We start from the raw sequence: 24,872 nt of genomic DNA on the forward strand, positions 1-24,872 counted from the left end.
AAGAGTCTCTACTACCCATTTCACCTTAGTTTTTCACTTAATTTATTTTTAGGATAATTTAAAGATGCCAAAACTAAACCTCCTATTAACACATAAAAACCCAAATTATTAGGCTGTGCCCATTGCGCTTGCAATAATACTAGAAAACCAAAACTCAACAACATCCATGGTAAAAAATCACCTTTCTTAAAACGTTTAAAACATCGAACTGTTATACTATAAGTCATATTAATCCGAATTAAAATGATTAACATCCCAAATATCATCCCACTTTCACCAATAACTCTACCCCATTCTACCTCAGCAATTAAAAAAGTAGTTTTTCCGGAAAGCAACTGTGCTCCCACATTAGTACCCATTCCTATCCCTTGACCTAAAATAGCATGCTGGTCATCGATATCAGAAATGGCTCCAACCATACCTCCTAAAAAACGATCTACAAATACACCGCTTAAACCACCTTCAGTATCGTTGGCGTTTGTAAATCTGCTAGTAAATGTATCAATTTGAGTGTTCAGTGCATTTACATTTAAAAATAAAATCAATAAGAATAAAAATGCGACCAACAATTGCATTGCATTTTTTAGAAAACCTGACTCATTTGATTTCGCCCAAATAAAAAAAAGCAAAGAAAGTAATACTTGGAAAAACAGAGTGCGACTAATGGAAGTAGGAATAGCAACTATGAGAGCAAAAGTAGCTGCTATCAATAAAATTCGATTAACATATTTGGGTTGTAGCCAAAAATAAAAAACAAAACAGACGACTAAACTAAAAAAAGAAACAGTACCGTTAGTAAAAGAAAAAGTACCTGGAGGTCTAAAATAGCCATTGGCTCCTGAAAATCCAGCACCCTCAAGGCTATCTCCAACCCCCTTATTGACCCAAGCGTTTTGCGGACTGTAAAACTGTACAGTAATAAGAATAGCCATTGGAATCGAAAGCCATAAGATTACTTTACCCATCTGTATAACATCAGTACGGTCAAAAATTCGACCTACTAAAAAAAGCATTGGAAATTGAATAAGCAATATACGTGCCCCAAACAAGGCTACCAATAGATTACCATGACCAAAAAAAAGGGCTGTAAAAACACTTATAATCCCAATCCAAAACATGATAGGAATCAACCTATTCTTTGGAAATAGATTAAACCGGTACGCAATGAATAATAAATAAACGGCTAAAGGATCTCTTATAATAAGCAAGGGCGCAGCTAGACTTGGCAAAAACCACCGTCGCAATCCTCCTTCAAAAATTAAAAGGATGAAATACAACCAAATTCCTTTTTTAATGTTTTTTAATTGATGCATGTTGCTTTATAAATGAGCTTAATTCTTTTGAGTATCTATCCCAGGGTCTTTCTCTTGCGGTCTCTATAGCTAATTTACCCGCCTGAGCCACCAAACTAGTATTGTTTACCAAGTTTTCAATACATTGCTTAAGCGATGCCGTGGAACCTGCTTGAACCAACCAACCATTTTCCCCATCCACAATCAAATCAGCACCTGCAGTTCTATCGGTTGTGATTACAGGAGTACCTTGACTCATAGCCTCTGTTATTACTAATCCAAATCCTTCAAACAACGAAGGGAAAACAAACACATCATGCTCTCGCATAAGTTGCAATATAGCATCATGTGGCAAACTCGGTATGTAGTGATGTAACTTTAAAGCAGTATTCAGAGGTTGGCAATCTTCCACTGGCTTATGACCTACAATTGTTAAACTTACCGCATCTCCTAATAGAGCCACAGCTTCCAATAAATTAGCAATCCCTTTACGCTGTGATAAGCCACCAACAAATAATAATTTCAAGGGCTTATTTGTCAAATCTGCATAAATACGTCCAGATACAACTGGCGGAAAACCATAAGGAATTACAGTAACTGCTGCCAACTCACCTGGATAATCATTCAATGTTTGTTTTGTAAAACTGCTAGCCACTATTATATGATCTGCTAAAGCTAATTCCTCATCTTTGCTTTCTAGTTTTTTTGTAGAGTCTTTAAACCCCGTTAAGGTACTTGCCCAATCAGGTCTTTGATTGCGTTCTTCTTCTAATAATATTCTAGAGGTGCGCCAATAGCCAATTGGGAGGTCATACAAACAAGTAATATTTAATCGCTTTGCTTTTCTAAAAGAATGCAATGCACCATCTTCGTAGGCGTAAACAGCCTCCAAATTTTTATATTGGCTCAAAGCTTTGGAAACCTTATTATCAATATATTGACATGCAGAATATATAGAAAAGAAACCGGTTACATGATTCGTTAATATATTTAGGCCTAATTTAGAAGCTGCCAGTCTACCAAACTCTTTAAACCCATACATTTTAGTAAATGGTGCTAAAGCAGGGTCAAATTGCCTACGCCTTATTTCAGTTAACTGTGGTATCTTACTTAAAATATCCAAAAGACTACCGGAAAAACAAGCAATAGAGGTATAAAAAAAACCTAATAATTTAGCTTCATAGATTCCTTTTAATGCAGCTCGTACATTTGCATTTCCAGTAGGATGTGAAAACAGTATTTTCATTATTTAAATTTACATTAACCAACTAACTATGCCTTGTTACCTGCTAAAAACTCACATGGATTATAATTGAATTCTTTGGAACGCTCCTTTAATAAAGGTTTTGCTGGATTACCGGCTACAATGACACCAGCTGCGACATCTTTTCTTACAACTGATCCTGCACCAACAACTGCACCCTTACCTATATGCACCCCTGACAAAATAATAACATTAATAGCTATCCAAGCATAATCATATATAATAATTTTTGCATTTATATGATTCCATTAAAGATCTGAGACATCATGTGAGGCAGTTAACAACTGTACTCCATCATTAATGCATACATTTCTGCCAATAATAACTTCTTCGTGAAGGGCAATATTTACAACTCCTAAAAAAGAATGAGTTAATCCACCTCCTTCAAATAACTGAATACCATTTGGAATGTAATCTACCGAAAAGCCTTTTATTTCACATGAAATGCAAACACAGAGTACTGTCAATCCATGTTCCTGCATTGCTGTTTTTCAGCTAAGAGAAATGGGGTAGTTGTAATCCCCAAATCAGCTTTATTCAACAAGAACTGCAGCATGGTTTATTTGTGAAGCAACATATTTGTCTAAGGTTTGTTTATCTATCCATTCCCATTCTTTAGTTAGCCATACTGATTCATCCAAACAAAGGACTCATGCTTCATATAGGGTGTATCCAAGGAAAGGTTTTTATTTTTGTCTTTTCAATTCCTTGTTCTTCTTTCAATTTAAATGACGGGTAACCACTATAGATAAACTCTAACAAATGGAATCTTTCCATTTGTCTTGCCAAATGAAAATGATGAAAACGTCCAATTGAAATTTGTGTTACCTTAATTTACTAATTATTTTTTTATATTTTTTAATAACACTTTACAATCTGTAATAGAATCACCAATTAAGGAAGTTATTGGTTGTTCTAATAATTTACAACTACGAGGAAAAACATAAGCAAAGAGAAAAATATCCAGAAACAAACTCCCTATAGCAGCACCAGTCAGTCCAAAAGAGATGGATAGAAAATAGGAAATTAAAACAGCAAGCAGGGCTGCAATAACTCCTGCTATTGTAAATTCGTATGGCTTATTAGCTGCTATTAAAACATCAGAAGACATCCACCAGATTGCATTAAATACAATCCCTATAATAAAGATGTTCCACATCATCGCAGGAGGGTTTAAAGCTTTACGAGTCCAAAGTTCATAGAACCAAGGTCCTCCTAAATATAAAAATACGACACCAGTTACGGCAATTATGGTTATAATGGTTAATCCGAAACGAAATATTTTGCGTGCTTTTGCAAAATTACCTGCGCCCATTTCATACTGCAATTCGGGTAATACAGTAGCTATAACCATTGAGTTAGCTTGATTTACAGCTCTAGTAAACGTGCGAACGGTATTGAAAATAGTTACCGCTACGGGTCCAAGGACAATACGAACCACAAAAGTAGTTCCTTGAAAAAAAATCGCTTGCCAAACAGGTGACAGTAAAAAACCGAAACCTTTATGAAAAATAGTTTTAATATCTGATTGTAAGACCTCTCCTTTAAACTCTTTGGCAATAGGAAGTATAAGCCTAGCCATAATAGTGTAAAATATAGTGAATACTACAGCGATAATTAAATTAGAAAAAGCATATATTACAACACTCCCTTTACATAGGAGAACAATAAGTCCAACAACCAGATTTAGCCCTGAATTTAGACCACCCAAATTTATACTTAATGACGCTTTGCGGGCAGCTCTAAAATAAGCTTCATTAAGAGGTTGATAAAAACCTAATACTTTTGCAAACATTAAAAAAATAACAGCTAATATGGCATCTTCCTTGTGAATAAGTGATTTTTCAAACACATTATAATAATTTAATATTACAATTATTAACAAGGATAATAGCATTGCAGAAACAACAATTATATTGACGGAAAGAAAACCACTCTTCGAAATATTAGCAGCTTCTTGTTTCTCGTTTCCTGCATATTTTAAAATAAAAGAGTTGGCAGCAGCAGTTCCAAAACCTAAATCCGAAAATCCTATAATACTAGGTATTATTGTTAATGTCAACCATTCTCCATAATAAGCAGCTCCCCAAGCACTAATAAAAAAGGGAACCAGTAATAATTGTTCTGCTATTTTAATTCCTTTATTAATTAAAGTGGCAAAACCATTTTTTAATAGATTTTTTTTTAAAGACATATATTAATTTGAAAAATAAAAAAAATTATAATAGTTAAAAATTAGTACCTACTCGAAATAATTTAACGTATTATAGCCTCCATCTTTTAAATATTGATCTTTCTGCATCAATTTCAAATCACTTTGCATCATGTCTTTAACAAGGGCTCGCAAATCATATTTACATTCCCATCCTAACTTAGTTCTTGCTTTAGTAGGATCTCCTATCAATAAATCAACTTCAGTTGGTCGGAAATATTTAGGATCAACCGCTAATACTTCTTTTCCTATTTCGATTTGGAATTCAGGATTAGTACAGGCTTTAACACATGCCGTTTCATCAATACCTTCTCCTTTAAACTCTAATTCAATTCCTGCCTCTGCAAAACTCATCCGTACAAAATCACGAACAGGGGTAGTTTTTCCAGTTGCTATTACCCAATCTTCTGCTTCATCAGCCTGCAAAATCATCCACATCATACGTACATAATCTTTGGCATGACCCCAGTCACGTTTGGCATCTAGATTTCCTAGATACAATTTATCTTGCAAGCCCAAAGCTATTCTAGAAGTCGCTCGTGTAATTTTACGTGTTACAAAAGTTTCTCCACGAATAGGGGATTCATGGTTGAATAAAATACCATTACAGGCATACATGCTATAAGCCTCTCTGTAGTTTACTGTAATCCAAAACGCGTACATTTTAGCAACTGCATAAGGAGAACGGGGGTAAAAAGGGGTAGTTTCTGATTGTGGTACTTCCTGTACTTTACCATACAATTCAGAGGTAGAAGCTTGATAAATACGGGTTTTTTTTTCTAATCCTAACAAACGAACCGCATCAAGAATACGCAAAGTTCCCAATCCATCTGCATTTCCGGTATATTCAGGGGTTTCAAAAGAAACGGCAACATGGCTCATCGCTGCCAAATTATAAATTTCATCAGGCTGAATTTCTTGTATCAAACGAATTAAATTAGTACCATCTGTCATATCACCATAATGTAAGAAAAAATTACGGTGGTCAACATGTGGATCTTGGTATAAATGGTCAATTCTGTCCGTATTAAATAAAGAAGAACGTCTTTTTAATCCATGAACAATATAACCTTTTTTTAATAAAAATTCACTTAGGTATGCCCCGTCTTGTCCTGTTACTCCAGTAATAAATGCTATTTTTTGTGCAGCCATGATTTTACTTTGTTGTTTAATAATCGAGTCCTTCTGTACTCAATTTATAGTTTTATTTTTTTTACGCTTTCAATATTCTCCAAAAACCAGTCATAGGTTTTCTGGATTCCCTCTTCCAATTGCACTCTATGTTTCCAACCCAATGCATGCATTTTGGATATATCCATTAATTTTCTTGGTGTACCGTCAGGTTTGGTAGCATCCCAAATGATATCCCCTTGATGTCCCGTTATCTTTTGAATCGTTTCAGCCAAATGCTTGATGGTCAAATCTTCTCCTGTCCCCACATTATACAAATAATCTGGCAGTCTATTTTCTAAAGCAAACACTACAGATTGAGCCATATCATCTACGAAAAGAAATTCTCTCATAGGTGTACCACTACCCCAAAGCGTAACTGGAGCATTATTATGCTCCTTTGCCTCGTGAAACTTACGTATCATCGCTGGTAAAACATGTGATGAATTCAAATCAAAATTATCATGGGTGCCATATAAATTAGTTGGCATCAGGCTCACATAGTCTTTTCCAAATTGCTTTCGGATAGCCTGACACGCTTTTACTCCGGTAATTTTGGCAATAGCATACCATTCATTGGTGGGTTCTAAGGTATCGGTTAGCAGGTATTCTTCTTTTAGCGGTTGTGGAGCCAATTTGGGATAGATGCAAGAACTTCCCAGAAAAATAAATTTTTCTACACCTGTCTGTAAGGCTGTATCGACTAAATTATTTTGGATTTGCATATTCTCCATAATAAATTGATACGGAAAATCATTGTTAGCTAATATACCACCCACTTTTGCCGCGGCATCAATAATGACTTCAGGTTTTTCTTTAGCCATAAAATCTTTTACAGCTTGTTGGTTTCTTAAATCCAATTCCTTACTAGAAGCCCCAATCAAATTGGAATACCCTTTAGTAGATAGCGCTCTCCAGATGGCGCTTCCTACCATACCATTATGTCCCGCTATGTAAATTTTAGTCGCTTTATCCATGTTTTTATTTAATTTAATAAATCTGGATTTTCTCTTTCCAACTCATTATATATATTCTTGACGTCTTGGGAACTGTCTTTATGCAAAATTAAATTAGCTGTATCAGTATAAACGAAAATAGTATTTTTTAATCCTACAAAAGCTGTATAATTATTGGTCCCAATCACCATATTACCATTTTTGTCAATAGGATGTCCTGTAGAAATTAAATAATCATAAACTGATTCAAAAGAACCTAAATCAGACCAAATGAATGTGGAGGGTACAACCTTTATTTTTTTACTTCTTTCCATAACAGCATAATCAATACTGATAGAAGGAATTTCAAGTGACAACTCTAAATCTAAATTTCCATTGGTATTATTCGCCCAAGCTATTTTAGATTTTTCATATACTTCCGGTTTAAACGATTTTAATTCTTCAAGAAAGACACCAGCTTTAAAACAAAACATCCCACTGTTCCAAAGAAAATTTCCTTTGGCAATAAAATCCTTTGCCGTAACTTGATTGGGCTTTTCTCTAAAAGAAATCACATCATCACCTTTCCTTTCAATATATCCATATCCTATTTCAGGCTTAGTGGGAACAATTCCAAAAGTGACAATATAACCTTTTGATGCTTTATCCACAGCTTCTTGAATAGCCAAATCATAATTTTTCATTTCATCAATAATATGATCGGATGGCGTTACAATTAAAATATCATCCGGATCAGAAGCAAAAGCAGCAAAAGCAATTGCAGCAGCAGTATTTCTGGGAGTTGATTCAATGATGTCTACGTAGGGAGTATTCGATTTCTCCATCACTTTCCTGCTGAGATGGCAATTATCAATATTACCCACTACCATAATTTTATCTGCCACATTACGGTTGCGTTCCACAGTCATCTCGAATAATGATTTTCCATCAAACAAATCAAGGTATTGTTTAGGTTGGCTTTTTCTGGATAAAGGCCATAACCTACTCCCAACTCCACCGGTAAGAATGACATGCGTAATTGAATGCTTTTTTTCCATGCTTAACTTTTAAATTTTTACTTTATCTGCTTTCTTTAATTCTATACTATTTATAATTTGCCATCAACTGCATTTCCTAAAACACCTTTTACATCATACAATAAGCTGATGTTATTTTGTAATTTTGAAATATCAATAGTCAGAAATTGATGGTGTGCAACACCTAAAACTACGGCATCAAATTTTTGATCGGGTAATACATCAGTAGTTATTAAATCATATTCTCTTTTCACTTCCATAGGGTTCGCTAAAGGATCGTATACTGTTACAGTAATTCCATAATCTGTCAAAGCAGCAATTACATCAACAATTTTTGTATTGCGTACATCCGGACAGTTTTCTTTAAAAGTGATTCCAAGCATTAAGAGCGTGGCTCCATTAACCGAAATTCCCTTTTTAATCATCAGCTTTACAACTTGAGAAGCTACATAATCACCCATACTATCATTCAATCGTCTTCCAGCTAAGATGATTTCAGGATGATACCCAAATTCTTGGGCCCGTTGTGCTAAATAATAGGGATCAACACCAATACAATGGCCTCCAACTAATCCTGGTTTAAAAGGCAGAAAATTCCATTTGGTTTTTGCAGCTTCTAAAACAGCTTGGGTATCAATATTCATTAAATTAAATATTTTAGCCAGTTCATTCACAAAAGCAATATTAATGTCCCGTTGGGAATTTTCTATTACTTTAGCGGCCTCAGCCACTTTAATAGAAGGGGCTAAGTGTGTCCCTGCTGTAATAACAGATTGATACAAAGCATTCACGCGTTGCCCTATTTCAGGAGTAGATCCTGAAGTAATTTTTAATATTTTTTCTACAGTATGTTCTTTATCACCGGGATTAATTCGCTCAGGAGAATATCCCGCAAAAAAATCAACGTTAAATTGTAATCCCGAAACTCTTTCTAATACAGGTACACATTCCTCTTCAGTAACACCTGGGTATACCGTAGATTCATAAATAACAATATCTCCCTTTTTTAAAACGGATCCAACCGCTTCACTGGATCTATATAAAGGAGTTAAATCTGGACGATTGTTTTTATCCACCGGAGTGGGAACAGTTACGATATAATAATTACAAGCTGCAATATCTTCTATAACCTTAGAGCAATATAAACCTATAGCATCACTGTTTTCTTGAAGAAGTACTTTTTGCAATACAGCATCAGAAACTTCAAAAGTAGTATCGGTACCCGATTGTAATGACGCAACTCTGGATGCATTGATATCAAAACCAACAACAGCATATTTTGTTGCAAATAACCTCGCTAATGGCAACCCTACATACCCTAGACCAATTACTGCTATTTTTATATTTGAACTCATTTATTAAAAAATTTAATTCGCTAATGTTAATTTTAATGCACCGCTTCGCGTTTCAAACTCACAGAAATGAGTTGAAATCGAAATATTTTTTGTGTGCAAATATAGACATATAGACCAGTACTTTTATTGCATTTTAATATTTGAATGTTGTAAAATTATTGTTTTTACACAATACAAAACATAACACACTATAAATCAACATACAATTAAAAGCAAATAGTACACCATTTTAGGTAACATATAGTTAGAAAAAATATGTTATTAAATAATTTAACTAATAGAAACTGGGTTTTAAAATCCAATTAAAAGTGCTCTAATGATACAATTACTTAGAGCACTTTATTATAAAATTACAGTGATTCTTCAAAAACTGACCCTCTCAAATTTACAATCCCTCTTAAACAAATCTATTCTTTGTAATTTGAATTATTAGATGTAATTATTCAAAAAAAATTAAAACAGAATTGATTCGAAAAAATGCATAAAAAATACACTTCTTAGTATTAAAGATAACTGAACTTCTTTCTACTTGAATTTCATTTTCAAAACACATCCTAATGATTCCAAAACTAGAATATAGTGAGTGTTATTTACCTCTTGAACTATTGCAGTTTGAGTTGAAAATGGACCTGAATCCAGTTCAATTTTATCACCAACTTGAAATGGAACCAAAGAAACTTCACAATTATCAGAACCATCAAGCCCTTTTTTAATAATATTGATTTCTTCATCTCTCACTATTGCCGGTTTTCCTAACCAAAATAAATAGCGTACGGCTCCTGCTGATTGAAACACTAAATTCCTGTCGACTTCTGGCAATTGAACGAAAACATAAGAATTAAAAAGAGGTACTTCTACCTTTTTTTTTCTATCAGACCATTGGCGAACTTGTGTAATCAAAGGGCAATAGCATTCGATCCCAATATTTCTCAATTGTTCCGCTACTTTTTTCTCCCATTTAGGTTTTGTATACACTACATACCAATTCATCTTAGTTTTTGTTTTGAAATAAAATACGATTCTTTATTTATTAGTTTTTTGACTGCCACTCATTTATTAATTATGATTACCTATTTTTAATTTATAGCTAAGCATACCAATCAAGAATTGAGCGTGTTTAATATTATTTGCATTTGCGAGAGCAACTATCTAATGACGCAATCCCAACCCTCAATTAACATATAGCATTAATTTAAGAACCAATCGCCTGATAGACAAAGCCGATCTCCTCTAAAGTTGGGCCATCAAGAATGTTTCTCCCATCAAAGACAAATGCTGGTTTTTGCATAGAGTCATATATCTTTTGCCAGTCATACTGTACAAACTCATCCCATTCAGTAAGTACCGCTACCGCATGTGCTCCGGTACAGGCTTCATAAGGACTGTCAAACGAAAGGATACTTGTTGCATTCGTTGAAGCGGCTCTAGTTTCTAAATAATCCAAGTCAGATAGAACTTTTTTTCTGGATACTTTTGGATCATAAACCGCAATTTTTGCATGTTCATTTATCAAATCATCTGCAACGTAAATGGCTGCTGATTCTCTGGTATCGTTAGTATCTTTTTTGAAAGCCCAACCCAGAAAGGTTATTTTTTTATCAGAAACCGTATTGTAAAGTGTTTGGACTATATTGTTAGAGAAACGTCTTTTTTGATGATCGTTCATTATAATTACTTGCTCCCAATAATCAGCTACTTCATTCAATCCATACGATTTTGCGATGTAAACTAAGTTCAATATATCTTTTTGGAAACAAGAGCCGCCAAATCCAACAGATGCTTTCAAGAATTTTGATCCTATTCTACTATCCATTCCTATGGCTCTCGCAACTTCATTCACATCAGCACCAGTTTTTTCACAAAGCTCTGACATGGCATTAATCGAAGAAATTCGTTGTGCTAGAAATGCATTAGCAGTCAATTTTGATAATTCTGATGACCATACATTAGTGGTCAATATTTTATCTGCAGGAACCCAATTCGAATAAACATCAACAAGTGCTTGTATCGCTTTTTGACCTTCTGCAGAAGGATCTCCACCGATTAATATTCTATCTGGATTTAGTAAATCTTGAACCGCAGTTCCCTCAGCCAAAAACTCAGGGTTAGAAAGAATTTGAAACTGAACACCATTACCGGTATTATCAAGAATACTCTTGATCGCTTCAGCTGTTCTTACCGGAAGTGTTGATTTCTCAACAACTATTTTATTGTCTTTCGATATTCTGGCTATTTGTCTCGCACACAACTCTATATATTTCAAATCAGCAGCCATCCCTTTCCCTTTTCCATAAGTTTTAGTAGGGGTATTTACGGATATAAAGATGATTTGAGCTTCGTCAATTGCTTTTTCAACATCAGTAGAAAAATATAGATTTCTACCTCTGGCTTCTGCAACGATTTTATCTAATCCAGGTTCATAAATGGGAATATTGTCTATATTTTCATCATTCCAAGCTGCTATACGTTCTTCGTTCAAATCGACTACCGTAACTTGAATTTGCGGACATTTTTGAGCGATAACAGCCATTGTAGGTCCTCCAACATATCCAGCTCCGATGCAACAAATTTTTGTAATTTTCATTTTATAATTTTTTCAATTTGTAATATATTTTATGGATTTAATTTTCCTAAAATATTTATTTAAGATTATCCCAATACCAGCTAACTGCTTCTTTTAAGCCTTCCTGCATAGAATAGTGTGGATTATACCCTAATAATGCTTTGGCCTTATCAATACTTGCCAAAGAATGTGGAATATCTCCAACTCTATTTGGTCCATATTCTATTGCAACAGAAGCTATTCTTTGATCATATACAGATAAAAATTCCTTTAAATAATCAACTAAGTTGTTTAACGTATTTCTATCACCATAAGCAGTATTATAAACGGTATTTATCGCATCTGGATTTTTCGCAAGCATAGCTAACTCATTCATTTGAATCACATTATCAATATAAGTAAAATCACGAGAAAAGTTCCCATCACCATTTATTTTTGGACTTTCCAATTGCATGAGTTGCATTACAAATTTTGGAATAACAGCAGCATAAGCCCCGTTAGGATCTTGTTTCCGACCAAAAACATTAAAATAACGCAATCCAATTGTTTCTAAACCATAGGTTCTGCTGAATATTTCTGCATACAATTCGTTAACATACTTTGTTATCGCATAAGGAGAGAGCGGTTTCCCAATCACCTCTTCAACTTTTGGCAATCCTACTGAATCTCCATAAGTGGAAGAACTTGCGGCATAAATAAATCGTTTTACCTTGGCATCACGAGAAGCCACAAGCATATTTAAAAAACCCGAAACATTGACATCATTCGTAGTAATTGGATCAATTATAGAACGGGGTACAGAGCCTAAAGCTGCCTGATGTAAAACATAATCTACTCCTTTTACTGCATTTTGACAATCAGTTGCATTGCGAATGTCTCCCTCTATTAAACGAAAGTTAACATTATTAATAAAGTCTTTTAAATTATGTCTGTATCCAGTCGCAAAATTATCAAAACAAACAACTTCATGTCCTTTAGATAAAAAATATTCACAAAGATTAGACCCTATAAATCCTGCACCTCCGGTAATTAATATGGTGCTTTTTGCTTCTTCTTCCATCTTTTCTTAATTTTAAAAAACCGTTTTTACGTCGTTTTTTTACGAAATTTATCTAATACTTTTTCTAATATAGATTTTGGTTTATCCTCTTCATGATAGCCATTTGAATACGTTCCATAGCCATAACCGTAACCGTAACCATAGCCATAACCCGCACCGTATTTAGCTTTATTCTCAAAACCATTTAAAATAATACTGGTATTATTTAACTCCCCACGTTTAACTCTGTTGTTTAACAATGTAATCATTTCTTTTTTAGTAAAATTCTGTCTTACTATATATAACGTAACATCACAATATTGAGCTAATTCTAACGCATCCGATACTAAACCAACTGGAGGTGTATCTAATATAATATAATCGTATTTTTTCTTTAATTCTTCGATTAATTCTTTCATACCTTCACTCATAATCATTTCAGCAGGATTAGGAGGAACTGGCCCCGAAAGAATAACATCCAGATAGGGGACATGGGTATGATTTATGATTTCATCAACTGTTTTTTGCTTAATTAGATAATTCACAATCCCCACCTCATTAGATAAATTAAATTCAGTAGCTAATTTCGGTTTTCTTAAATCAAGACCAATAACTACCGTTTTTTTCTCACTAAGAGCAAATACTGTAGCAATATTTATTGAACAAAATGTTTTCCCCTCACCACTTACTGATGATGTTATCATGAGCGTCTTAGCTCCATCTACATGTTGCTGCTTGTACAAAAATTGAAGTGATGAACGAATAGCCCTAAAAGATTCAGACAAAGCTGATTTAGGTTTATCATATACTGCTAAATTAGTATTCTCTTTATTTACCCCAATGACCCCTATTAAAGGAATTTGTGTTGACTTACTTATATCCTCGGTGTTTTGAATGGAATTGTTGACAAAGAAAATAGCAAATACAAAAAGTAACGGAAATAATATTCCCAGAAATAATGCCAATACATAATTAACAGATGTTTTTGGACCAACAAGACCTCCTCCAACATCTTTTGCAGGATCTATAAAATGAATATCCGATAAATTTGCTGCTTTAACAATATCAGCTTCGCTTCTTTTTTGAAGAAATGTGCTGTAAATATTATCACTTAAATCGTATTTTCTTTTAATCTTGATAAGCTCTTGTTGATCTTCAGGAAGTTTTTTTATAGTACTTTCTGTTTCATTAATTTTACTGCTTACTATAGCTAAATCATATTGTAAAGAAGCTTTGGCTGTAGCAATATTTTCTAGTAAAACATTTTTTACCGCTTCCATTTGATTATCAAAATCCTTGAATATTTTATCGCTCTTCACAGCGTAAGCCATTTCTGATCTTTGTGTAGACAATGCAATCAATCTTGAAACATTTGCAACAATATTTGGATCTTCAATTCCTGCTACTGAAGGTGCCGGAAGTTTAGAATAATCTACACTATTTTTCAGGTATGATTTTAACGAATTATAGTATGCCATTTTACGTGTTACTTCATCTTTCGTAACATCAAATTCTAAAATTTTTTCCGAAAACTTAGCTCCACCATCTTCTACATCATACATATTTTTATCTTTTCTAAAAGATTTCAACTCATTTCCGGTTTCTTTTAGTTGAGATTCCATAGCAATCAATGTGCTATCAATAAAAGCTATTGTATTCGTTGCAAACTGATTTTTACTATCTAATTGTCTTTTTATAAGCATCTTAACAGTTGCATTTAAATACTCAACCATTCTTGCCTTATTAGTCCCTTGCATTCCCAAAGTAATTATAGAACCTCCTTTATCATCTGATTTAATGTTTATCCCTTTATACGAAGACACTGTTCCGTTAAAATCATTAAATTGAACAAAATATTCTTTCCCCTTATAAAAACCAGGATTATCATTTATTTGTAATTTCCAATTCAAAAAAGGCAACGTTACTTGTTCCCCTACCTTATATTTTTTTACAAAATCACCTGTTTCAACTGCAGTATTGCTATATGAATTATTAGAATAGGTTATTAATGAAACGTTTTGATTTTCAAATGGAATTCTGACCTCGTATACATTTTCACTCAAAAATTTAATTCCAATAAGATTTCCAGCTAATTGACCTTTTGATTTATCAATATTTACATAAAAAGGAACAGCACCATACGCATCTTCCATATTGTATTTACCCTGAACTAAGTAATTAATATAATACTGTAGTTTATCCACAACCAACTCATTATGAGATCTGGACTGTAATGTGGTTGAAATGGTTTGAACCTGATCCGAAGTTCCTCCCCAATTAAAAACTAAACTGGTATTGGATGTAAAAAGAGGATTACTTTCTTCCTTTACGGCAATAAGCGTTTCCATACCGTAAATTTTTTCTTTACGAATATTCACTTGGTAGGCAATTGTAAAAGTAATCAGCAAACTCAGCAAAAACCATTTCCAATAACTTCCGATTTTTATTAAGAATCCCTTGAAGTCAAAACTGACTTGATTTTCAAAAATCGAAAAATCTTTTATATCTAACATTTTTTGAACTCTGTTTTATTTTTTTAATAGTAAAAAGGTAGTCGTAGCCAATGATAACAGTGTAATAATTGTACCTAACGATTCTATCCCTGTTTTTCCAGTTCCCCAAGTTTTCTGCTTGAGTGGTTTTACATAAATATAATCATTCGGTTGTAAATAATAATATGGTGATTTCATCACATTTATATCGGTAAGATCTAAATCCTGCATTTGAACACCTGTAGGCGTTTTTCTCATAATAGTAACTGCTTTTCTATTACCGGTAATAGTAATATCCCCAGAATTTGCAATAGCTTCCATAATAGTTACGTTATCTTGAAATAATGTTTTTGTACCAGGTCCTCCAATTTCTCCATTGATAGTATAACGCAAACCTGCTAATTTAACGGTAACAAAAATATTCGCTTCTTTATTAAAATATTCCGCTAATAGTTGCTTTTCAATTCTAATTCTAATTTCATCCAGAGTGTAACCAATAACATTTAATTCTCCTAAAACAGGAATTCTAATATTCCCATGATCATCCACAGTAAAACCATCAAAATACAATCCTGATTCTGATTTACCTCCAGTAGACCCATCATTTGAAGGACTAAACATAGCTACCAATTTTGGATCTATTGCTTTTATGGTAACACTCAAAACATCATTAGTTTGCAACCTGTATGGTTTTGACTCTACAACAGCAATAGAAGCATCTTCTTGTGAGTTATTCTTTTTTTGAAGGTAGATTAAATCTTGAGTTGAAATACAAGAAGAAAACAACACACTAATAATTAGCAATAAATAGAGTCCAGGTTTGCTCATTTTCAATATTTTTAGCGACAAATATAGCTTTTCATTTACGATTTAAAAAGTCTGGCTATTCATTAAATGGATTAATTATTTTTAAAAGACTTTTCAAAAGGAACTCTATGCAATATACTTCTACCCAAGGTTACTTCATCAGCATATTCCAATTCATCGCCAACTGAAATTCCTCTTGCAATTGTTGAAATAACTATTTCACAATCGGCAATTTGTTTATAAATGTAAAAATTAGTGGTATCTCCCTCCATTGTGGGGCTTAACGCAAAAATAATTTCGTTTACACTTCCTGATTTCACCTTTTCTACTAATGTAATAATATTTAACTGACTAGGCCCTACTCCATCAATAGGAGAAATTTTGCCTCCAAGAACATGGTAAATACCTCTGAATTGCCCCGTATTCTCAATAGCCATTACATCGCGAATATCTTCTACGATACAAATGATTTGATGATTTCTGTTTTTGTTAGCACAAATTTCACACAGAACACTATCCGATATGTTATGACAACTATTACAATATTTAATATCCTCACGCATCGTTACCAAAGCTTGAGACAAAAAACCCGTTTGTTCTTTGGGTTGTTTCAATAAATGCAAGACTAGTCGCAACGCTGTACGTTTACCAATTCCCGGCAACTGAGACATTTCGTTAACTGCTTTCTCTATTAATTTTGAAGAAAATTCCATAAATGCAAAAGTAGTCAATTTGTCCCGAACGTTCAGGATAGATAATTTGAAAATATGAAGATTATTTATGTAATTTGGCATAAATAATTCTTTATACAAAATGACTCCCAGCACCATTCTACTATTGATAATCGTTTATTTTGGTATTTTATTTTATATCTCACATACTGTAAGCAAAAAAAACAGTGGAAACGATGCTTTTTTTAAGGCCAATAAAAATTCAAAATGGTATTTAGTTGCCTTTGGAATGATTGGAACAGCACTTTCCGGAGTGACTTTTATTTCAGTTCCAGGAGAAGTTGGGGCGCCAAGCGGAGAACAATTTAAGTATTTCCAGTTTGTATTAGGTAATGCCATTGGTTTTATCATTATTGCAAAAGTACTATTACCCTTGTATTATCGAATGAATTTGACTTCGATTTATGGTTATATAGAACACCGACTAGGCATTTATTCTTATAAAACTGCCGCAACAATTTTCCTTATAAGCCGAACAATAGGTTCTTCCTTTAGATTGTATCTGGTTGTAATTGTTTTGCAACGTTATGTTTTTGATTTTTATGAAATTCCTTTTGCTGTTACAGTTTTGATTTCACTGACTTTGATATTTGCTTACACCTATCGTGGCGGTTTAAAAACAATTATCATAACTGACACACTACAAACATTTTTCTTAGTTTCTTCTGTCTTTTTAACAATTTTCTTTATTTGCAGAAGCCTAAATCTCAATATTTTTCAAGCTTTTGAAGAAGTGAAAAACAGTAATTATTCTAAAGTATTTTTCTTTGAGGATTTTGTATCGAATAAGTTTCATTTTGTGAAACAAATTCTGGGAGGGATATTCGTAACCATTGCAATGGTAGGCTTGGATCAGGATTTAATGCAAAAAAACCTGAGTTGCAAGAACATTGGTGAAGCACAAAAAAACATGTTCACCTTTACGGGGATATTTGTACTTATAAATATATTCTTCCTCAGTGTAGGCGCTTTGCTTTATATTTATGCCAATAAAAATGGAATTGAAGTCCCAACGGATTTAGTTACTGGAAAACCCAGAACCGATTTACTTTTCCCCGAAATTGCTTTCCACCATTTGGCATTAATTCCTTCGGTTGTTTTCTTGTTGGGATTAACAGCTGCAACCTTTGCCACAACTGATTCCGCATTAACAGCACTTACCACTTCGTTTTGTGTAGATTTTCTAGGCATGGATAAAGCCGAAAATTTAAATAAGCCAAACGTAGTTCGAACAAGGCACTTTGTTCATATTGCCTTCTCGTTTTTAATGTTTCTGGTCATTATTTTCTTTAATGCCATCAATGATAGTTCCGTAGTAGGAATGATTTTTAGGGTTGCTTCCTATACATACGGTCCGCTTTTGGGACTGTATTGTTTTGGATTGTTTGCAAAATCAAAGACTGTTAAAGACAAATTTGTTCCAATAATTTGTTTCTTGTCACCTGCTGTAACTTTCCTAATTAGCGAAAATTCGAAAACATTGTTTTTTGGATATGTTTTCGACAACGAACTGATTATCGTAAACGGACTAATCACTTTTCTTGGATTGTTATTGATTAGTAAGAATGCTACATCTGAAACACGATTTTAGTTTTAGCCCAGATGACCGGCATCCTTTTCTTGTCCCCTTTTTATAACGGGATAAGAAAAGATATAGCGAACAGCTGACACGAGCGAAGCGAACTGACGAAGTAAAACGGCTCCAAAAAAACTAATATTGATTCGTTGCCAACATAACCAATGTACACCCTATCTCGACTTTGATATCATTTAATTTCAACAATTGATAGAACTCCGGATTCTCAGTACCTGGATTAAAAATAACACGTTTTGGTTGCGCCTCAACAATATAATTGTAGTAATCGCGCTGACGCAAAGGATTCAGATAAAGAGTAACGGTATCGATATTTTTTAAAGGAATAGCCTTAGTTTGGATTTTTATTCCCGCTACTTCACCCGCGTTTTGACCAATCGCAAGAACAGAATGTCCTTTATCAACCAATTTTTCAATTGCTAAAAAGGAATATCTAGCTGGTTTTGTTGACGCTCCAAGAACCAACGTTTTTTTATTTTTTATCATTTTCTGTAATTATATTTTGCAAAAGTAATCAAAAAGGTTCATGAGTTTAGTAATTATCAGGTTTAGTTACAAAAGAAATCAAAACAATATCCTAACATTTACACCTTTCATAGCGTAAAAAAAAGAGTATTTTTGCATCATTAAATTAAAAAAATATGGATCTTTTCATCTATCTCTTTGCTGCCCTTTTTTCAGTATTAAACCCTATAGGAACTGTTCCAATATTTGTGGGTCTCACACAAAATGACACCAAACAAGAACGTTCCAGAATTTCTTTATGGACGGCAATAAATGTTTTTGCCATTTTGATAATTTCCTTTTTTATAGGACAATATGTTTTGATTTTTTTTGGAATTAGCATTGACGCACTCCGAATAGCTGGGGGAATAATTATTGTTAGCTCTGGATTTTCGTTACTTTCAGGGAAATTCAACAAGAAAAGAGGGATTAACAAAAAAATAGAAACCGATGCTCAAAAAAGAAATGATATTGCCTTAACTCCTCTTGCGATTCCAATGCTTGCAGGCCCTGGATCTATTTCTTTACTTATTGCATTCTATCAAGAACACAACTCAACAAGCGATATTATTATATCTTCATTAGCCATTCTTGCCATAGCTGTTGCAATTTTCATCATACTTAGAAGCGCTCATTATTTAGCAAAAATACTCGGTGCATCTGGGATTGTTGCTATTTCGAGAATAATTGGTTTTATAGTAATAGCAATTGGAATTCAATATATTGTAAGTGCAATTATCAATATCATTAAAGGAAATCTAACCTAAAACAAATAATTCAAACTAACTCTGATAAGATTAAGAACCTTAATCTTATCAGAGTTAGTTTGAATTAATTTCTAGGCAAGAAAATCTCCGCCATCATACATCTGGCACTTCCACCGCCACAAGCTTCGACAGTATCTAAACTTGAACTTAAAATTTCAGCGTGTTTTTCTAGCTGTTCAATTTGTTTTGGAGTTAAACTTTGGTGCGCAGCTGCACTCATCACCAAATATCTTTTATCATTTGACCCACGAACTTCAAGCATATTACCCGCAAAATTATTCACTTGAGCTTCAGTTATCAGAATGATTTCTTTTCCGTTTTCTTTTAGGTTATCCAAAACCATTTTGCGTTCTTTTTTATCATCAATACAATCAGAACAAATCACCGCAAAAGTTTCTCCCAAGCACATCATTACATTCGTATGATAAATCAGCTTTCGCTCCGAATTTACAGTTTGAAAAGCCTCAAAAATTACTGGTGCATAATCAAAATCTTCACAAAATTCTATAAATAATTCCTCATCTGCTCTAGGAGATAAAGCGCAATAGGCTTTCCCATTAGCTCTGTCCAGAAGTAAACTTCCAGTTCCTTCCAAGAAAAACCCATCTTCCTCAGCCGATGTATAATCCATTATATTATTGATTACAAATCCTTTATCTTCCAGAATATCTAAAATATCTTCACGACGTTCCTGACGGCGATTTTCAGCAAACATAGGATATAACGCAACATCGCCATTCTCATGAAAAGAAACCCAATTGTTTGGAAAAATGCTATCTGGAGTATCCGGATTTAAAGTATCATCTACAACAGTAACATCTACACCAACAGCTTTTAATTTAGCAACAAAAGCATCAAATTCTTGTTGCGCTTTAGCATTTACCGTTGCCGGCAAAAGTCCGTCTAATACTTTTTGGTAATAATTGTTTACTGCTGTTTGTTCATTCATTCGAAACGCTATCGGACGAATCATCAATATAGAATTTGTTGTCTGTTTCATTTTTTTATTTTTTTTATTTCCTAGAGACGTTACATTGAAATTAGTCTCTTATTAAAGGTAAGGTAGAACATCGCAATAAACCTTCTTGTTTTGCAATTTCTGCATATGGAATTTCTTCAACAACAAACCCATTGGCACGTAACCAATTGTTTAATCTGGTAAAGTTTTTTTCAGAAACTACAACATTAGTATCTATTGAAAAAACATTAGAATTCATAGTATACATTTCGTCTCTTGTAATATGAAACAAGTTTTCTTTTCCAAAAAGATTTACAAGAAATAAATAATCTGCTTCTTCACGGAATCCGCTTTTGTAAATAATTCCTTTATCATCCCCAACAGGTTGAAAACAACAGTCTAAATGCAAAGCATTATCACGGGCTTCAATTTTTGACTTCACCAAATCAAACTCTTTAATAATTTTATTTGGAAATAAGTCTTTGATATATTTAACCCCTTGTACGTTTGTTCTTGCGGTAATATAATCCTTGTAATCACTCCCCTTATAAGTTCCGATAAATATGTACTCTTTCCACAAAATTACATCTCCTCCTTCAATGTGCACTTCTTCTGGAGGGCGAACGACTTTTTTTGGATCAATTTGATCAATAACATATTGTATCGCATCTAACTCTCGTTCTCTATCAGGTAATATATTAGATTTAATAAAAATATCATCTATAACAAAACCAATGTCTCTAGTGAAAATTTGATTGTAATTGGCTATCATTTCTGGACGAAAAACAATCACATTGTATTTTTCGAGCACTTTATTAAAGGCGTCCATTTCATTTACCATTTCCTGTTCTAGTGGATAAGTACCTGCTAAAATATGTTCTAATGACTTCGGATCATATGCCTCCTCTGGTCTTGGAGTTGGTCCGTTATTAATCGCAGAACCTAAAACTACAGTTCTTAATCTTGAAGTTTCATTCTTTATATTTAATTCTAGCATCTATTTTCAATTTTGGCAAATATAAAAAAAGCTTCACAAATTAGTGAAGCTTTTTGAATTGAAATTTATCTTTTCTCAGATGGCACAAAGTCTCTCAAAGGACTACCAGTATATACTTGTCTTGGTCTTCCAATAGGTTCTTTATTTTCTCGCATTTCTTTCCATTGTGCAATCCAACCCGGTAAACGACCTATAGCAAACATTACAGTAAACATATCAGTAGGAATTCCTAATGCTCTGTAAATAATTCCAGAATAGAAATCTACATTTGGATATAATTTTCTTGATACAAAATACTCGTCTACTAAAGCCGATTCTTCCAGTTTCTTAGCAATTGCAAGAATTGGATCTTCAACTCCTAAAGTTGCTAAAACTTCGTTAGCTGCTTTTTTAATAATTTTCGCTCTTGGATCGAAATTTTTATATACTCTGTGACCAAATCCCATCAAACGGAAAGGATCATTTTTATCTTTTGCTTTAGCTATGTATTTTTCAGCGTCACCACCATTTTTATGAATTTCTTCCAGCATTTCAAGTACTGCTTGATTAGCTCCACCATGTAATGGCCCCCAAAGTGCAGAAACTCCTGCAGATATTGAAGCAAATAATCCAGCATGAGAAGAACCTACCATTCTAACTGTTGAAGTAGAACAATTTTGCTCATGATCCGCATGAAGAATAAACAATCGATCTAATGCATCAATAACTACTGGACTTGCTTTATAAGGCTCTGTCGGCAATTCAAACATTAAACGCATGAAATTCTCTACATATCCTTTTGTATTGTCATAATAATTCAAAGGATAACCCATGCTTTTTCTGTAAGTCCAAGTTGCAATTACCAAGAATTTACCCATGGTTTTGCAAACTGCTTCATACATCTCTTTTTCATTTTCTACATTCACTGACTTTGGATTAAATGCTGTCAAAGCACTTGTCAAAGCAGCTAAAACACCCATTGGATGAGCTGTTTTTGGGAAACCGTCAATGATATTTTTCATTTCCTCGTTCACCAAAGTATATTTTCTAATATCATTTTCAAATTGCTCCAACTGGGCTTTAGTTGGCAATTCTCCAAAAATTAAAAGATAAGAAACTTCTAAAAAATCTGCCTTTTCAGCTAAATCTTCTATTGAATATCCTCTATAACGCAAAATTCCAAGCTCTCCATCAAGGAAAGTAATTTCGCTTGTACAAGAACCTGAATTTTTATAACCCGGATCAATAGTTATTGCACCCGACAAATCACGTAATTTGTTAATATCGATAGCCACTTCATTTTCAGTTCCTATAACGATAGGAAGTTCAAACTTTTTGCCATCTATTTCTAATGTTGCTGTTTTTGACATAATATATTTGGAAATAAAACTTTTAAAATAAATAATTTACCAAATCTAGGGAATTTCAAATTAATTAAAAAATGAATAAGACAATGAAATTGTTAAAAGTCAAAAAAAAAGCCATTCATTTTACATGAATGGCTTTTCTAGAAAAAATATTCTAAAATTATTTTATTTTGAAAGCATTTAAACCAGGAAAATAAGCTGTATTTCCTAATTCTTCCTCAATTCTTAATAATTGGTTGTATTTAGCCATACGATCAGAACGAGAAGCTGAACCTGTTTTAATTTGACCACAATTTAAAGCTACCGCTAAATCTGCAATTGTATTGTCTTCTGTCTCTCCTGAACGGTGTGACATTACTGAAGTATACCCTGCATTTTTAGCCATGTTAACTGCTGCAATAGTCTCAGTCAAAGTTCCAATTTGGTTTACTTTTACAAGAATAGAATTTGCAATTCCTTTTTCAATACCAGTTGACAAACGCTCCACATTTGTAACGAATAAATCATCTCCAACTAATTGCACTTTATCCCCAATTTTATCCGTAAGCAATTTCCATCCATCCCAGTCATTCTCATCCATTCCATCTTCTATAGAAATAATTGGATATTTAGAAACTAGTTCAGCTAAATAATCTACTTGTTCAGCAGAAGATCTAATCTTACCGGTTTCACCTTCAAACTTAGAATAATCGTATTTTCCATTTACATAAAACTCAGCAGAAGCACAATCTAAAGCAATCATGATTTCATCTCCAAAAGTATAACCTGCAGTTTCAACTGCTTTTTTAATCGTATCTAAAGCATCTTCAGTTCCTCCAGGAAGATTTGGTGCAAAACCACCTTCATCACCTACTGCAGTTGAAAGACCTCTATCGTGTAAAACTTTTTTCAAACTATGAAAAATTTCAGTTCCCATTTGCATTGCATGTGAAAAAGATGTTGCTTTCACTGGGAAAATCATAAATTCTTGAAATGCGATAGGCGCATCAGAATGTGAACCTCCATTGATGATATTCATCATTGGAACAGGCAATGTATTCGCAGAAACACCACCTACGTATCTGTATAAAGGCAAACCTAATTCATTAGCAGCAGCTTTTGCTACAGCAAGAGAAACACCTAAAATTGCATTTGCCCCTAAGTTAGATTTATTTGGAGTACCATCTAAATCAATCATCATTTGATCAATAACATTTTGTTCGAAAACTGAAACTCCTACAAGTTCTTCAGAAATAATGGTATTAACATTTTTCACAGCATTCAAAACTCCTTTTCCAAGAAAAGCTTTTCCTCCATCACGTAATTCAACGGCTTCATGCTCTCCAGTTGAAGCTCCAGATGGAACAGCAGCTCTTCCTAAAACACCATTGTCTGTGATTACATCTACTTCAATCGTAGGATTTCCTCTTGAATCGAAAATTTGTCTTGCGTGAATTTTGATAATTATACTCATAATACTAAAATTTAAATTTTAAAATACAAATATATTCTATCTTTTGTAATGATTTAATGAAAATAATGAATGTTATTAACGAAAACGTTATAATTTTTTCACAAACAAAACATTTAAGCTATTTTAAGAATTTATTTTTACATTATCTGTTATTTTTTTCCATTCCATTAAAATAAAAACAAACAAATCTGCATCACTTTGACCAAAAATTAGCAATGCAAATTTTAAACTAAAATAAATTAATTTTAACGAATAAATTAATAAAAAACACCTGATTATCAACAATATAACCTAACTTTATATTCATTTTTAAAAAGCCAAAAAAACTCTTTATATCGAAAAATTTTTAATTAGAA

At 33.3% G+C, this 24,872-nt stretch carries 22 protein-coding genes; 2 read left to right on the top strand and 20 right to left on the bottom strand.

Going from position 1 to position 24,872, the window contains the following annotated elements; genetic code table 11:
• Positions 1-20: 20 nt before the first annotated feature.
• The 15 genes from ACM55H_RS10230 to recR all read right to left on the bottom strand — a co-directional run bounded on the left by ACM55H_RS10230 (position 21) and on the right by recR (position 16,879).
• A complete protein-coding gene (locus ACM55H_RS10230) occupies positions 21-1,313 on the bottom strand; it encodes a hypothetical protein (protein ID WP_416836413.1) in 1,293 nt (430 codons plus the stop codon).
• Positions 1,291-2,538: a glycosyltransferase family 4 protein gene (locus tag ACM55H_RS10235; RefSeq protein ID WP_416836414.1), complete on the bottom strand. Its 1,248-nt coding sequence runs from the start codon at positions 2,536-2,538 to the stop codon at positions 1,291-1,293. The genes ACM55H_RS10230 and ACM55H_RS10235 overlap by 23 nt, the downstream gene beginning before the upstream one ends.
• A gap of 26 nt (positions 2,539-2,564) precedes the next feature.
• Positions 2,565-2,795, bottom strand: a complete 231-nt coding sequence (locus ACM55H_RS10240) for an acyltransferase (protein ID WP_416836521.1) — start codon at positions 2,793-2,795, stop codon at positions 2,565-2,567.
• A gap of 9 nt (positions 2,796-2,804) precedes the next feature.
• Entirely contained in the window at positions 2,805-3,038 is a 234-nt protein-coding gene (locus tag ACM55H_RS10245) for a hypothetical protein (RefSeq protein ID WP_416836415.1), read from the bottom strand.
• A 359-nt stretch (positions 3,039-3,397) separates the two neighbouring features.
• Positions 3,398-4,750 (bottom strand): lipopolysaccharide biosynthesis protein, encoded by a 1,353-nt coding sequence (locus ACM55H_RS10250; RefSeq protein ID WP_416836416.1) that lies wholly within the window; start codon positions 4,748-4,750, stop codon positions 3,398-3,400.
• A gap of 48 nt (positions 4,751-4,798) precedes the next feature.
• Entirely contained in the window at positions 4,799-5,920 is a 1,122-nt protein-coding gene (gene gmd, locus ACM55H_RS10255) for a GDP-mannose 4,6-dehydratase (RefSeq protein WP_416836417.1), read from the bottom strand.
• Between the two features lie 44 nt (positions 5,921-5,964).
• Positions 5,965-6,915, bottom strand: a complete 951-nt coding sequence (locus ACM55H_RS10260) for a GDP-L-fucose synthase family protein (protein WP_416836418.1) — start codon at positions 6,913-6,915, stop codon at positions 5,965-5,967.
• An 8-nt stretch (positions 6,916-6,923) separates the two neighbouring features.
• On the bottom strand, positions 6,924-7,931 hold the full coding sequence (locus tag ACM55H_RS10265; RefSeq protein ID WP_416836419.1) for a mannose-1-phosphate guanylyltransferase: 1,008 nt from the start codon (positions 7,929-7,931) through the stop codon (positions 6,924-6,926).
• A gap of 50 nt (positions 7,932-7,981) precedes the next feature.
• On the bottom strand, positions 7,982-9,265 hold the full coding sequence (locus tag ACM55H_RS10270) for a nucleotide sugar dehydrogenase (protein WP_416836420.1): 1,284 nt from the start codon (positions 9,263-9,265) through the stop codon (positions 7,982-7,984).
• 525 nt (positions 9,266-9,790) lie between these two features.
• Complete coding sequence (locus tag ACM55H_RS10275; RefSeq protein WP_416836421.1) at positions 9,791-10,255, bottom strand: UpxY family transcription antiterminator; 465 nt, start codon at positions 10,253-10,255, stop codon at positions 9,791-9,793.
• Positions 10,256-10,457: 202 nt separating this feature from the next.
• On the bottom strand, positions 10,458-11,849 hold the full coding sequence (locus ACM55H_RS10280) for a UDP-glucose 6-dehydrogenase (RefSeq protein ID WP_416836422.1): 1,392 nt from the start codon (positions 11,847-11,849) through the stop codon (positions 10,458-10,460).
• Between the two features lie 55 nt (positions 11,850-11,904).
• The gene (locus ACM55H_RS10285) at positions 11,905-12,888 is read right to left on the bottom strand and encodes an SDR family oxidoreductase (RefSeq protein ID WP_416836423.1); all 984 of its coding nucleotides are present in this window, start codon (positions 12,886-12,888) and stop codon (positions 11,905-11,907) included.
• Between the two features lie 26 nt (positions 12,889-12,914).
• Entirely contained in the window at positions 12,915-15,380 is a 2,466-nt protein-coding gene (locus tag ACM55H_RS10290) for a polysaccharide biosynthesis tyrosine autokinase (RefSeq protein WP_416836424.1), read from the bottom strand.
• 15 nt (positions 15,381-15,395) lie between these two features.
• Positions 15,396-16,187: a polysaccharide biosynthesis/export family protein gene (locus ACM55H_RS10295; protein WP_416836425.1), complete on the bottom strand. Its 792-nt coding sequence runs from the start codon at positions 16,185-16,187 to the stop codon at positions 15,396-15,398.
• A 71-nt stretch (positions 16,188-16,258) separates the two neighbouring features.
• Complete coding sequence (recR, locus tag ACM55H_RS10300) at positions 16,259-16,879, bottom strand: recombination mediator RecR (protein ID WP_416836522.1); 621 nt, start codon at positions 16,877-16,879, stop codon at positions 16,259-16,261.
• Positions 16,880-16,979: 100 nt separating this feature from the next.
• On the opposite strand from recR, the gene ACM55H_RS10305 reads away from it, so the two are divergent.
• Positions 16,980-18,488: a sodium:solute symporter gene (locus ACM55H_RS10305; protein ID WP_416836426.1), complete on the top strand. Its 1,509-nt coding sequence runs from the start codon at positions 16,980-16,982 to the stop codon at positions 18,486-18,488.
• A 120-nt stretch (positions 18,489-18,608) separates the two neighbouring features.
• On the opposite strand, the gene ACM55H_RS10310 is transcribed toward ACM55H_RS10305, so the two are convergent.
• Positions 18,609-18,974, bottom strand: a complete 366-nt coding sequence (locus ACM55H_RS10310) for a CoA-binding protein (RefSeq protein WP_416836523.1) — start codon at positions 18,972-18,974, stop codon at positions 18,609-18,611.
• Between the two features lie 158 nt (positions 18,975-19,132).
• Between ACM55H_RS10310 and ACM55H_RS10315 the strand changes: the two genes are divergently transcribed.
• Positions 19,133-19,762 (top strand): MarC family NAAT transporter, encoded by a 630-nt coding sequence (locus tag ACM55H_RS10315; protein ID WP_039110208.1) that lies wholly within the window; start codon positions 19,133-19,135, stop codon positions 19,760-19,762.
• A 64-nt stretch (positions 19,763-19,826) separates the two neighbouring features.
• Here the strand turns inward: ACM55H_RS10315 and ctlX are convergent, their stop codons facing one another.
• The 4 genes from ctlX to eno all read right to left on the bottom strand — a co-directional run bounded on the left by ctlX (position 19,827) and on the right by eno (position 24,516).
• On the bottom strand, positions 19,827-20,762 hold the full coding sequence (gene ctlX / locus ACM55H_RS10320) for a citrulline utilization hydrolase CtlX (RefSeq protein ID WP_416836427.1): 936 nt from the start codon (positions 20,760-20,762) through the stop codon (positions 19,827-19,829).
• A 40-nt stretch (positions 20,763-20,802) separates the two neighbouring features.
• Entirely contained in the window at positions 20,803-21,717 is a 915-nt protein-coding gene (locus tag ACM55H_RS10325; protein WP_416836428.1) for a dimethylarginine dimethylaminohydrolase family protein, read from the bottom strand.
• A 65-nt stretch (positions 21,718-21,782) separates the two neighbouring features.
• Positions 21,783-23,066, bottom strand: coding sequence for a citrate synthase (locus ACM55H_RS10330; RefSeq protein WP_416836429.1), 1,284 nt, complete (start codon positions 23,064-23,066; stop codon positions 21,783-21,785).
• 157 nt (positions 23,067-23,223) lie between these two features.
• Positions 23,224-24,516: a phosphopyruvate hydratase gene (eno, locus tag ACM55H_RS10335; protein WP_039110212.1), complete on the bottom strand. Its 1,293-nt coding sequence runs from the start codon at positions 24,514-24,516 to the stop codon at positions 23,224-23,226.
• Positions 24,517-24,872: the final 356 nt, after the last annotated feature.

Source organism: Flavobacterium cryoconiti (assembly GCF_048158645.1).
GTDB classification, from domain to species: domain Bacteria; phylum Bacteroidota; class Bacteroidia; order Flavobacteriales; family Flavobacteriaceae; genus Flavobacterium; species Flavobacterium cryoconiti.